Source organism: Phenylobacterium sp., from assembly GCF_024508875.1.
GTDB lineage: Bacteria > Pseudomonadota > Alphaproteobacteria > Caulobacterales > Caulobacteraceae > Phenylobacterium.
The window spans coordinates 1-11,849 of sequence record NZ_JANINU010000030.1 but is presented as its reverse complement, the minus strand read 5'-3'; the positions used below and the strand labels follow the sequence as shown (position 1 = coordinate 11,849).

Here is an 11,849-nt window from a genome sequence, read left to right as displayed (position 1 = left end):
CCTCCTCCCCCGCCGCCCCCGCCGCCTCCGCCCCCGCCGCCGCCTCCTCCGCCCCCGCCGCCTCCGCCGGCTCCGGCCTATGAGGCCAAGCAGTTCATCGTCTACTTCCCGTTCGATCAGTACGTGATCACGCCGGAAGCCCAGGCGGTGATTACCGACGCGGCCAACTACGCCAAGGGCGGCAACGCGACCCGCGTGGTCGTCGTGGGCCACGCCGACACCTCCGGTTCGGCCGCCTACAACGTCCGCCTGTCGGAACGCCGTGCGAAGGCCGTGGCCGACGCTCTGGTCGGCGCGGGCGTGGGTCAGACCACCCTGTCGGTCGACTGGAAGGGCGAGACCATGCCTGCGGTCGCCACCGGCGACGGCGTGAAGGAACCGCTGAACCGCCGTTCGACGATCGACATCAACTTCTAAGTCGATCGAAGACTGCGAATGAGATTGGGGCCCGGTGGAAACGCCGGGCCCTTTTCTTATGCGCTCAGATCGGCAGTTGGGTCGTCGACTTCACTTCCTCGAGCACGGCGTAGGTGCGGGTCTCGCGCACGCCGGGGATGCGGACGAGCACGTCCTCCAGGAACTTGCGCCAGGCGGCCAGGTCGCGGACGCGGGACTTGATCAGGTAGTCGAAGCCGCCCGCCACCATGTGGCACTCCAGGACGTCGGGCGCCTTCCGGGCCGCGGCGGCGAAGGTGTCGAAGACCTCGGGCGTGGTCCGGTCCAGCACGACCTCCACGAAGATGAGGACGCCGCGCTCCACCTTTTCGGGATCCACCAGGGCTGCGAAGCCGGTGATGTAGCCGCTCTCGCGCAGGCGCCGCACGCGGTCGGAACAGGCCGAGGGCGAGAGGTTGCAGCGCTCGGCCAGTTCGGCGTTGCTGATGCGGCCGTCGGCCTGCAGCGTCCGCAGCAGCCGGCGATCCGTCTCGTCCAGCCGTAGATTGTTCGACATTCCCGCCTCGCGCCTCATGTTCTTCGGCGCGCATACATATCTAACGCAGCACATTCGGCGAAGGGTCGCCTACTCCGGAGGTTCTGAACGATGGAGATGCAGATGGCGTTCGATCACCTGGACGATGGCAAGTTCGCCGACGAACGCACGGCGCTGGCCACGTTGCTCGCCGCCAAGCCGTTGTCGCACCAGGACCGGGAGGCCGTGCAGACCGAGGCCGAAGCGCTGGTCCGGGCGGCGCGGAAGAACGCCAACCGCCAGGGGGTGGTCGAGAGCTTCCTGCAGGAGTTCAGCCTGTCCACGCGCGAGGGCCTGGCGCTGATGTGCCTGGCCGAGGCGCTGCTGCGGACGCCCGACGAAGAGACGCGCGACCGGCTGATCGCCGAAAAGATCGCTTCGGCCGATTGGGCCAGCCATGCCGGGCAGTCGGACTCCATGCTGGTGAATGCGTCCACATGGAGCCTGATGCTCACGGGCAAGATCATCGACCCGGACCAGGAGGCGCGGTCCGACCTGCCGGGCTTCATCAAGCGGCTGGCCGGGCGGCTGGGCGAGCCGGTGATCCGGCGGGCGGTGGGCGCGGCGGTGCGGATCATGGGCGAGCAGTTCGTGCTGGGCGCCACGATCGAGAAGGCGATCAAGCGGGCCGGGGCGGACGGCTTCGTCTGCTCGTTCGACATGCTGGGCGAGGGCGCCCGCACCGACGCCGACGCCGACCGCTACGAGAAGGCCTACGCCGACGCCATCCGCTCGGTGGCCAAGCATGCCAGGGGCCAGGGGCCGGAGCGGGGGCATGGCGTCTCGGTGAAGCTGTCCGCGCTGTCGCCCAGGTACGAGGCGCGGCAGGCGGAGCGGGTGTTCGCCGACCTCTATCCGCGGATCCTGCGGCTGGCGCAGATCGCGGCCGAGGCGGACATCAATTTCACGCTGGACGCCGAGGAGGCCGACCGGCTGGCGATCTCGCTGGAGCTGCTGGACAAGCTGGCGCGCGAGCCGTCGCTGGGCGCCTGGCGCGGCCTGGGGCTGGCGGTGCAGGCCTATCAGAAGCGCGGGCCGCAGACGATCGAGGCGGTGGCCGGCATCGCGCGGTCCAGCGGCCGGCGGCTGATGGTGCGCCTGGTCAAGGGCGCCTACTGGGACAGCGAGATCAAGCGCGCCCAGGTGGCGGGCCTGCCCGGCTATCCGGTCTATACGACCAAGGCGGCGACCGACGTCAGCTACCTGGTCTGCGCGCGGGCGATGCTGGGCGCCGCGCCGCACCTGTACGGCCAGTTCGCCACCCACAACGCCCACACGCTGGCGGCCGTCCGGCTGATGGCCAGCCAGATGGGCCTCAGCCCCGAGTTCCAGCGCCTGCACGGCATGGGCGAGGCGCTCTACGCGGCGGCCAAGGACCGCTACGGCGAGTTCCCGCTCAGGGTCTATGCGCCGGTCGGCAGCCATGAGGACCTCCTCCCTTACCTGGTCCGGCGCCTGCTGGAGAACGGCGCCAACACCTCGTTCGTCCACGCCCTGCTCGACGAGAAGACGCCCGTCGCCAAGGTGGTCGTCGACCCCATCGCCGCGGTGGAGGCCGCCGGGGCCGGGCCGCACCCGAAGATCCCGCTGCCGCGCGACCTGTACGGACCGGGGCGGAAGAACTCGGGCGGCCTGGACCTGTCCATCGCCCAGGTCCGGGACCAACTCGTCGCCGCCATCGCCCGGCTGGACGAGGAGGTGCTGGAAGCCGCCCCCGTCGTCTCCGGCCAGCTCGTCAAGGACGGCGCCGGCCAGGCCGCCGTCTCGCCCGCCCGCCTGGGCCAGAAGATCGGCCAGGTCTGGGCCGCCTCCACCGCCGACGTCGACGCCGCCTTCGCCGCCGCCCGGGGCGCCCAGAAGGCCTGGGACCGCCGGGGCGGCGAGGGCCGGGCCAAGATCCTGCGCGCCATGGGCGATGCGCTGGAGGCCCACCGCGACCGGCTGATCGCGATCTGCGTCCGCGAGGCCGGCAAGACCCTGGCCGACGCCATCGCCGAGGTGCGCGAGGCGGCCGACTTCTGCCGCTACTACGCCCTCCTGGCCGAGCAGCAGTTCGCCCAGCCCGACACGATGCGCGGGCCGGTCGGCGAGACGAACCAGCTCAGCCTGCACGGCCGGGGCGTGTTCGTCTGCATCAGCCCGTGGAACTTCCCCCTGGCCATCTTCACCGGCCAGGTGGCGGCGGCGCTGGCGGCGGGCAACGGCGTGCTGGCCAAGCCCGCCGAACAGACCCCGATCGTCGCCACCGAGGCCGTCCGCCTGTTCCACGCCGCCGGCGTGCCGGCCGACCTGCTCCACCTCCTGCCCGGCGACGGCGCCACGGTGGGCGCGGCGCTCACCGCCCACCCAGGCTGCGACGGCGTGGCCTTCACCGGCGGCACCGACACCGCCTGGGCGATCAACCGCACCCTGGCCGCCCGCCAGGGCCCCATCGTGCCGTTCATCGCCGAGACCGGCGGGCTGAACGCCATGTTCGTCGACACCACCGCCCTGCGCGAACAGGTGCTGGACGACGTGCTGCTCTCCGGCTTCGGCTCGGCCGGCCAGCGCTGCTCGGCCCTGCGTCTCCTCTTCGTGCCGCACGAGACGGCCGACCTGATCCTCGCCGGCCTCACCGGCGCCATGCAGACCCTGGTGGTCGGCGACCCGGCCGACCCGCGCACCGACATCGGCCCCGTCATCGACGCCGACGCCCACGCCGCCCTGGAGGCCCACGTCCAGCGCCTCCAGGCCGAGGCGAAGATCCTGGGCCGCCTGGAGGCGCCGGCCGGCGGGCACTTCTTCGCCCCCACCCTGGCCGAGATCCCCAACGCGTCCTTCCTGCAGAAGGAGGTGTTCGGCCCCATCCTGCACGTGGTCCGCTACGATCCGGCCAAGCTGGACCAGGCCGCCGCCCCGCTGGTCCAGGCCCGCTACGGCCTGACCCTGGGGGTCCACAGCCGGATCGAGGCCTTCGCCGAGGAGGTCCAGGCCGCGGTCCCGGCCGGCAACGCCTACGTCAACCGCTCGATGATCGGCGCGGTGGTGGGCGTCCAGCCGTTCGGCGGCGAGGGCCTGTCGGGCACGGGCCCCAAGGCCGGCGGCCCCCACGCCCTGCTGCGCTACGCCGTCGAGCGCGCCGTCAGCGTCAACATCACCGCCCAGGGCGGAGACCCGGCCCTCCTGAACCTGGACGCCTAGCCGCGGCCCCTAGCCCTCCGCCTCATGGAGGAGGGCTGGGACATGCGCCGGCGCCCGGCCGCGGGGCGGTCCGGGGGAACGGTTTCAAGAACTTGAGAAAGACCCGGCTCCGCCCCGGCCCTAGCCGGAGCCCTTCCAGCGGGGGCGGACGGGATATTCGCTGATGTCGTCGAGGTAGGTCTGGATGACCGCGTCCTCGGGTTCGGGCAGCTCGCGCCAGCGGGCCGCGTTGTCGGGATTGAGCTGCAGCTCGGCGCACAGCTCGGCCACATATTCGTCCAGCGGCCGGGTGGTGAAGTCGGGCTCGCACCGCTCCTCGACCAGCCAGTCCTCGAGCTGGCGATAGCAGAAGCCCTCCAGGCGCTGCTCGTCCTCCACCTCGCTCTTCTCGAAGCCCTCCGACCAGATCACCCGGCGCACGGCGTCGCGCATCTCGGCGGTCCGCCGGTTGGCGGCCTCGACGTCGACCGGGAACAGGCGACGGGGCGGCGCGTCCTCCGGGTCGGGCGGAGGGTTCAGGGCCGCGTCGGCCTCGGCGTCCTGCCGCGCGGCGCGCGCGGCGGCCTCGGCCTCCCGCGCCGTCCGCGCCTTCAGCGCCACGGTCTGGCGCAGCGAGCGCGCCATCCGCTGATAGGTGCGCCCGGCCGCATCGGCCCGCTCGTCGTCCGCCGCCAGGAACCGCGCATGCGCCCGCTCCGCGGCGGCGAGATCGAGCTCGGCCAGCCGCGCCAGCATCGCCTCGTCGGAGAGGGTGGCCGCAGGAGACATTAGCGGGAGTGGAACATGCTGCTACGTCAGAAACGGACGTACATGGGGGGCGGCTTTGCGCCAGACGGCGACGCTGGGATCGAGCCGGGAAGCGGACATGCGCCCGCGAGGCCAGCGACAAGCGCAGCGTGGCTCCAAGTGCCGACGTCGTCCCGCATTCTCCTGCTGCGGAGGAGATCTCCACCTGCAAGTGGCGACAGACGATCTATCTGGTACCTTGGAGGTCCCCTCTTCCGGGGCGTGGGCGGTCGAATGTGATTCGGTCGTACGCGATTGGTGAGCGGAGCTTCCAATGGCGCGGAAATCCCGCGTCGCGATTCACATCCGGATAGACGTTGCGGCACTGCTTGCGGTGCTTGTTCTGCTGCTTGTCCTGATTACATCGTGACCTTGCCGGCGGGGGCGACCCCGCCGGCATCCGCGATCCGCGCCACGGAAGCGTCGGTGCGGTGCCCTCCCCGGGGACCGAACCTAGAGTTCGCGTGGAGTCCCTATTGCCGCCAGTTTGGGCGGGGAGCCTGTCATGCAGCCGCTTATCCCGCTACGCTACGCGTGACACGGGTGGAGCCAACATTGCTGGACATCGTCTTTGGTGAGAATGCGGGCACGATCCCAGCGCAGTCGCTTCAGGCGGAACTGCAAAATCTCGACGTCTCCGGTACCTTGTACCTCGGTTATCCGGTCCTTTCGACGGCTGACGGGAAGGTCTTCGTCGACGCACTTCTGGTGAGTGAGACACACGGTCTCGTTGCTTTCGACTTGTCTTCGAGGATCGAAGGCGCTCGCCCGAGCGAGGAGGAGAAAGCCGAGATAGCTGATCGGCAGAACCAGATTTACGCGTCAATTTACAACAAACTGAATACCTACGCGAGCCTACGACGCGGGCGGTCGCTCGCCGTGGTAGTGGGGGTCATCACCTATCATACAGGATTGGCGGAACCGATTGAGGACGGCGACTTGGTCGCCACACCCCCGGCCGGGTTACCCAAAGTCATCGAGCGATTTGGTGAGGTCCCACCTGATGTGCTCCGGGCCCTGAATGCCGCAGTTCAACGGGTCTCTACGCTGCGGCCGCCAAACAAGCGAGAGCACGTAGTGCGGGCGGACTCGCGCGGAGCAATCCTTAAGCGCATCGAGCGCGAGATCGCCAACCTGGACAATTGGCAGAACAAGGGTGCGATTGAATACGCCAACGGCCCGTATCCGAGGTCTCGCAGGATCGGGAAAAACCGTCGTTCTGGCGTTGAAAGCAGCCTATCTTCATGTGCGGCACCCAGAGTGGCGCATCGCCGTGACCTTCTCGTCTCGCGCGCTCTACCAGCAGTTTCGCGACCTCATCAGGCGTTTCACGTACGACCAGATAGAGGATGATCCTGACTGGGATCGGCTGCTCGTCATGCACGCTTGGGGCAGCACTCGCGAGCCCGGGGTCTATTCCACCGTCTGCTCGCACTACGGTGTAGTTCCAATCGACTGGCGGACTGCCAATGAGCGCTATGGCAACCGCTCGTTCGAGGGGGTGTGTGAGGAACTGAACAAAGTGATCACGGCCCAGGGCGCAAAGCCTGTGTTCGATGCCGTGCTGGTCGATGAAGCGCAGGATCAGCCCACAGCATTTTACCGAATGCTTTACAGCGTTGTGCCGCCGCCGCACCGCATCATGTGGGCCTACGACGATCTTCAAAACCTCGGCGACTACGAGATGCGGTCTGAAGAGGTTCTGTTCGGATCAGACGCCAATGGCGAACCGCTTGTTCGCCTGCGGAATGAAGCGCACAAGCCGAAGGAGGATATCGTTCTTCCTGTCTGCTACCGAAACACTCCGTGGGCGCTCGCGACGGCTCACGCCCTCGGCTTCGGCATCTACAGACCGCAAGGGCTCGTTCAGATGTTCGACGAGGCGTCAATTTGGCCACGCATCGGGTATGAAGTGACCGGCGGACGGCTTGAGCTCGGCCACCATGTGCGGCTTCAAAGAAGGGCGGAATCCTACCCTTCCTATTTCCCGCAACTACTCAGCCCCGCCGATGCAGTCCAAGCACACGTTTTCGGAACGGAACAGGAGCAGTACGAGGCTCTTGCGGCCGCTATTACGCAAAACTTGCGGGAGGATGAGCTCGACCATAGCGACATCCTGATCGTTCTTCCGAACACATATACATCGAAGAAGGTTGGTGCGCGGGTGATGTCGGCCTTGGCCAAAGCCGAAGTACCGGCGCACTTGGTGGGCGTCACAACGAGCCGTGATGAGGTCTTCCAACGCGGCTCGGTCGCCGTCACACACATTCATCGGGCCAAGGGCAATGAAGCCGCGATGGTCTACATCGTAAACGCCGAATATTGCCAAGGCGGGTTCGAGCTTAGCCGCAAGCGAAACATCCTTTTCACGGCAATCACGCGTTCACGGTGTTGGGTTAGGATATTTGGCGTCGGCGACGCCATGGCTGGGCTGGCTGCTGAGTGCGAAGCCGCCCGCGCGCACAATTTCGAGCTCGACTTCGACTACCCAACTCAGGAGCAGATCGAGAAGTTAGCTCGCGTGCATCGAGATATGCCAGAGCACGAGAAGCGACAGTGGCAGGGCAAATTCAGCGCCATCGAGGACGTGCTTAGGGCAGTCGAGGCTGGAGAAGTTCCTGCCGATGCGCTCCCCAAAAACATCAGGGAGAAGCTGGGCCTAGAAGCGGACCAGCAAAGTTAGGATGAGCGTTGCCGCGCTTGCTCGCCGCATCACGCAGTTCGGCTTCGATCTGCTCGGCAGCGAGTTTGCGCTCGACGCGAGGGCGCACGTAGCTGAGTCACTTTCAAGCACGCGCTCGGCCCTCATGTGGGTTCGTGACCATCCAGACGCTTCGCTCATCATCGACGATCCGGCGCGCATCTTGGACTACTTGGCGCTTCTCGAACGGAAAGAATACTCATTCCTAATGCACGATGGGGCCATCGTGCAGGTGTCATACACTTTCGAAGGGACGGACATAGATCGCCACAGATTGCTGTATTATCCGTGTCCATTCTCGATTGACGCCACGCTACTCGACGAACTTGAGGTCAGCCTTTCGGATCTAATCCGAGAAATTTACATGGAGGACTTGGAGCGCAGTGTGGCGCTCCGATCACCTGTCCGATTCGACTATGCCCCGGAGGCGGCGGCAGACTTCCATCCCGCCTCCCACATCACGTTCAACGAGCAATCGTGCCGTATTCCCGTCCGTGCGCCAATGCGTTTCGATCAGTTCATGAGGTTCGTGCTCGAGAATTTCTACCCAAGTATCCTTGAGGACGAAAGCATCTCAGCTGCGATCTTGAATGAACGTGACGGGGAGTGTTTGTCTGACCATGATCGTAACCGCATCCATCTAACGTGGCGAAGCGCCTAGATTGGTCCTCGCTTATTCCTCGCTCTTGCTCCGACGAGCCATAGGTCCGGGCGCAAACCTCGCTACCGTCCCGGATGCGGACCTTCCCAACCGCCCTTGAGTCAGAACCCGCCCCCTACGCCCCCACCAGCCTCTCCACGCCCAGCGCCTGCGCCGTCACCCCCTCCGCCCGCAGGCGCTCGGGCAGTTCGCCCCGCACCAGCAGCCCGGCCAGCGCCTCGCCCATGGCCGGAGCGGTCTGGATGCCGTAGCCGCCTTGGCCGGCGAGCCAGACGAAGGCGGGGTCGCGGGGGTCGGGGCCGAGGACGGGGACGCGGTCGGGGGTGAAGGTGCGCAGGCCCGCCCAGGTGTGGGTGACGCGGCGGACCTGTTCGGTGGTGGCGTCCTCGAAGTGCTGGACGGCGTAGGCGACGTCGAGGTCGTCGGCCCAGGCGTCGCAGGGGTCGCTGGGCGTCTCGTCCACCGGCGAGAGCATGAAGCCGCCGGCGTCGGGCTTGAAGTAGAAGCGGTCCTCCACGTCGATGACGAACGGCCAGTCGGCGAGGCCCTGGGCGTGCTGGGGCGTCAGCCGCACGGCCGTGCGGCGGAAGGGGGCGAGGCCGAGGTCGGAGAGGCCGGCCAGGCGGCCGAGCGGGCCGGCCCAGGCGCCGGCGGCGTTGATCAGGATCTCGGCCTCGAAGGTCTCGCCCGGGCTGCCGTCTGGCGCTGAGGCCGTGGCGCGCCAGCCGGCGGCGGTGCGCTCCAGCCGGGTGACGCGGGCGCCTGTGACGAGGCGGGCGCCGGCGGCGCGGGCCATGCGCAGGAAGCCCTGGAGCAGGCCGTCGACGTCGATGTCGGCCGAGCCCTCGTTGAGGGCGCCGCGCCAGTCGATCTCGGGCCGCAGGATGGGACAGAGGCGGCGGGCCTCGGCGGCGTCCACAGGGCGCAGGGTGGGAGCGTGCTCGGCCAGCAGGGCGTCGAGGATGGCGCCGCCGCCCGGGCCGGCGACCTGGAGGTCTGGCCGGGGGCGGACCAGCGGGTGGTCGGCGAACCCGTCGGGCGGGGACCAGAAGAAGTCGCGTGCGGCGCGGGTGACGGCGCAGACCGTGGGATGGCCGTAGGTGTCGATGTAGCTGGCGGCCGAGCGGCCGGTGGCGTGGTGGCCGGGCTGGGCCTCGGCCTCCAGCAGCACGAGCGAGCCGTGGGGGGCGAGGAAGGCGGCGGCCGAGGCGCCGGCCATGCCCGCGCCGACGATGAGGAACCGGCTTTGCATGGGCTCCTTCTGCGACGGCGGGAGGGCGGCGTCCACCGCGCGCGGGGCGGATAACGCGAAAGGCGCGCAGCCGAACGGCGCCGCTTTGCGTTGTGCCCACGGGAGAGACAGGTCGAGGGACTTCATGACGCTGCAGCAGGCCATGGCCTTCGGGCTGATGGGCGTGACCATCGGCGCCTTCATCTGGGGGCGTTGGCGCTACGACGTGATCGCGGTGCTGGCGCTGCTGCTGGGCGTGACGCTGAATATCGTGCCGGCGAAGGAGGCCTTCGACGGGTTCAAGAACGACATCACCGTCATCATCGCCTGCGCGCTGATCGTCAGCGCGGCGTTCGCCAAGTCGGGGGTGGTGGAGCTGGCGCTGCGGCCGCTGCTGCCGCACCTGAAGACGACGACGTCGCAGGTGATGCTGTTCGCCGGGGCGGTGACCGTGCTGTCGATGGTGACCAAGAACGTCGGCGCGCTGGCGATCATGATGCCGATCGCCCTGACGGTGGCCAAGCGGACGGGCACGCCGCCGTCGCGCCTGCTGATGCCGATGTCGTTCGGGGCGTTGCTGGGCGGGACGGTGACGCTGGTCGGCACCTCGCCGAACATCATCGTCTCGCAGGTGCGCCAGGACATCCTGGGCCAGCCGTTCGAGATGTACGACTACGCGCCGGTGGGGCTGGGGGTGACGGCCGTGGGGCTGGTCTTCCTGGCGTTCGGCTACCGGCTGCTGCCGAAGTCGCGGCCGACGCCCGAGGCCATGGACGCGGCGCTGGCCGCCAATCCGTACGTGACCGAGGTGGAGGTTCCCGGCCACTGGGACCCGGGCCGCACGACGTTGGGCAAGCTGCGGCGGCTGGCCAACGACGAGGTGAACGTGATGGCGCTGCTGCGCGAGGGCGAGCGGCATCCCTCGCCGCACGCCAACACGCGCATCCGGCCGGGCGACGTGCTGCTGCTGGAGGGCGAGCACCAGGCGCTGGACGACCTGATCGCGCGGCTGAAGCTGCGGCTGACCCGGTCGAACCGGCCGATCGCCATGGAGGAGCCGACCGAGGAGGTGCGGATCGTCGAGGCGGTGGTGGGGCCGGATTCGATGATGGTGGGCCGTTCGGCGCGGCAGGAGGACCTGCATACGACGCACGGGGTGAACCTGCTGGCTGTGAGCCGGGCGGGCTACCGGATCGCCAGCGCGCTGCGCACCCTGCGCCTGCGGGCGGGGGACGTGGTGGTGCTGCAGGGCGCCGAGCGGGCGCTGCCGGGCGTGCTGAAGACCCTGGGGCTGCTGCCGCTGGCCGAGCGGGAGGTGCGGCTGGGCGGGATCCGGCACGCGCTGACGCCGGCGATCATCCTGGGCGCGGCGATGGTGCTGGTGGCGCTGAAGATCGCGCCGGTGGCGATCGCGTTCTTCGGCGCGGCGGCGCTGATGGTGGCGGTGGGCGCGATCCGCATGCGCGAGGCCTATGCGGCGCTGGACGGGCCGCTCTTGATCCTGATCGCCTGCCTGATCCCGGTGTCGGACGCGATCCGGGCGACGGGCGGCGCCGACCTGATCGCCCACGGCCTGGCCGAGGCGTTCCGCGGCCAGCCGCCGATCCTGGCGCTGGGCGCGGTGATGGCGGTGGCGATGGCGGCGACGCCGTTCCTGAACAACGCGGCCACCGTGCTGATCGTCGCGCCCATCGGGGCCAGCCTGGCGAAGCTGCTGGGGCTGCAGCCGGACCCGTTCCTGATGGCCGTGGCCCTGGGCGCGGCCTGCGATTTCCTGACCCCCATCGGCCACCAGTGCAACACGCTGGTGATGGCGCCGGGCGGCTACCGGTTCGCAGACTATCCTCGGCTGGGCGCGCCGCTGACGGCCATCGTGCTGCTGGTGGGCACGCCGCTGATCGCGCTGGTTTGGCCACTGACGCAGTAGGTGTTCACAGTGTCGTGAGTCCGGGGCGCGGTTAACGAGTCGGCCCGAGTGGGCGGGGGTGCGCGTTAACGTCTCATTAGCGAAAAAGTCTGTGCGCGGACTCCCCGCCTCATTGACGACTCCGGGCGGCCTATGTGTCCATATGTGGGTCGGTTCGGGGGCTGGACCACAACATATAGGGCGGAGGGCCAGGGGGCTCTCCTTCGAGGGGCTAAGGCAGGCATATGAGCGAAGCGGCGAAAGTTGGGATTGCCGAGACTTCTGAACGGGTTGCGTCCGGCTTGGCGCGCCCGCAGCTCCAGCTCGTCCGCAAGGTCGAGGTGGACCGGTCGCGCGACGCGCTGCTGACCGACTTCGGCAAGACCACGCTGGAGGACCGCTACCTCCTGCCGG

General features: G+C 68.5%; 10 protein-coding genes. 7 read left to right on the top strand and 3 right to left on the bottom strand.

Annotated features, from left to right (window positions below):
• The coding region (locus Q0L11_RS03350; protein WP_296595433.1) for an OmpA family protein at nucleotides 1-417 on the top strand (417 nt) is incomplete at its 5' end.
• 64 nt (nucleotides 418-481) lie between these two features.
• Here the strand turns inward: Q0L11_RS03350 and Q0L11_RS03345 are convergent.
• Nucleotides 482-952: a winged helix-turn-helix transcriptional regulator gene (locus Q0L11_RS03345; protein ID WP_296595432.1), complete on the bottom strand. Its 471-nt coding sequence runs from the start codon at nucleotides 950-952 to the stop codon at nucleotides 482-484.
• Between the two features lie 102 nt (nucleotides 953-1,054).
• Between Q0L11_RS03345 and putA the strand changes: the two genes are divergently transcribed.
• Entirely contained in the window at nucleotides 1,055-4,150 is a 3,096-nt protein-coding gene (gene putA, locus Q0L11_RS03340) for a bifunctional proline dehydrogenase/L-glutamate gamma-semialdehyde dehydrogenase PutA (protein WP_296595431.1), read from the top strand.
• A 120-nt stretch (nucleotides 4,151-4,270) separates the two neighbouring features.
• On the opposite strand, the gene Q0L11_RS03335 is transcribed toward putA, so the two are convergent.
• Nucleotides 4,271-4,918: a hypothetical protein gene (locus Q0L11_RS03335; RefSeq protein ID WP_296595430.1), complete on the bottom strand. Its 648-nt coding sequence runs from the start codon at nucleotides 4,916-4,918 to the stop codon at nucleotides 4,271-4,273.
• Nucleotides 4,919-5,491: 573 nt separating this feature from the next.
• Here Q0L11_RS03335 and Q0L11_RS03330 point away from each other — a divergent pair.
• The 3 genes from Q0L11_RS03330 to Q0L11_RS03320 are packed head-to-tail and all read left to right on the top strand — an operon-like array spanning nucleotide 5,492 to nucleotide 8,298.
• Nucleotides 5,492-6,289, top strand: a complete 798-nt coding sequence (locus tag Q0L11_RS03330; RefSeq protein WP_296595429.1) for a hypothetical protein — start codon at nucleotides 5,492-5,494, stop codon at nucleotides 6,287-6,289.
• Nucleotides 6,210-7,619 carry an ATP-binding domain-containing protein gene (locus Q0L11_RS03325; RefSeq protein WP_296595428.1) on the top strand — a complete coding sequence of 470 codons (1,410 nt, stop codon included), beginning with the start codon at nucleotides 6,210-6,212 and terminating at the stop codon, nucleotides 7,617-7,619. Before Q0L11_RS03330 ends, Q0L11_RS03325 begins: the two co-directional genes overlap by 80 nt.
• Before the next feature lies 1 nt (nucleotide 7,620).
• Nucleotides 7,621-8,298 (top strand): DUF2290 domain-containing protein, encoded by a 678-nt coding sequence (locus Q0L11_RS03320; RefSeq protein ID WP_296595427.1) that lies wholly within the window; start codon nucleotides 7,621-7,623, stop codon nucleotides 8,296-8,298.
• A gap of 115 nt (nucleotides 8,299-8,413) precedes the next feature.
• Here Q0L11_RS03320 and Q0L11_RS03315 read toward each other — a convergent pair whose 3' ends face one another.
• Complete coding sequence (locus tag Q0L11_RS03315; RefSeq protein ID WP_296595426.1) at nucleotides 8,414-9,550, bottom strand: FAD-binding oxidoreductase; 1,137 nt, start codon at nucleotides 9,548-9,550, stop codon at nucleotides 8,414-8,416.
• A 124-nt stretch (nucleotides 9,551-9,674) separates the two neighbouring features.
• Between Q0L11_RS03315 and Q0L11_RS03310 the strand changes: the two genes are divergently transcribed.
• Nucleotides 9,675-11,456: an SLC13 family permease gene (locus tag Q0L11_RS03310; RefSeq protein WP_296595425.1), complete on the top strand. Its 1,782-nt coding sequence runs from the start codon at nucleotides 9,675-9,677 to the stop codon at nucleotides 11,454-11,456.
• A 224-nt stretch (nucleotides 11,457-11,680) separates the two neighbouring features.
• Nucleotides 11,681-11,849 (top strand): hypothetical protein (locus tag Q0L11_RS03305; protein WP_296595434.1); only part of this gene is annotated, 169 nt, incomplete at its 3' end.

What these genes read in the sequence shown, in the direction of transcription:
- Q0L11_RS03345 (WP_296595432.1), bottom strand. Translation starts at nt 952, where the DNA reads ATGTCGAACAATCTACGGCTGGACGAGACGGATCGCCGGCTGCTGCGG.
- putA (WP_296595431.1), top strand. Translation starts at nt 1,055, where the DNA reads ATGGCGTTCGATCACCTGGACGATGGCAAGTTCGCCGACGAACGCACG.
- Q0L11_RS03335 (WP_296595430.1), bottom strand. Translation starts at nt 4,918, where the DNA reads ATGTCTCCTGCGGCCACCCTCTCCGACGAGGCGATGCTGGCGCGGCTG.
- Q0L11_RS03320 (WP_296595427.1), top strand. Translation starts at nt 7,621, where the DNA reads ATGAGCGTTGCCGCGCTTGCTCGCCGCATCACGCAGTTCGGCTTCGAT.
- Q0L11_RS03315 (WP_296595426.1), bottom strand. Translation starts at nt 9,550, where the DNA reads ATGCAAAGCCGGTTCCTCATCGTCGGCGCGGGCATGGCCGGCGCCTCG.
- Q0L11_RS03310 (WP_296595425.1), top strand. Translation starts at nt 9,675, where the DNA reads ATGACGCTGCAGCAGGCCATGGCCTTCGGGCTGATGGGCGTGACCATC.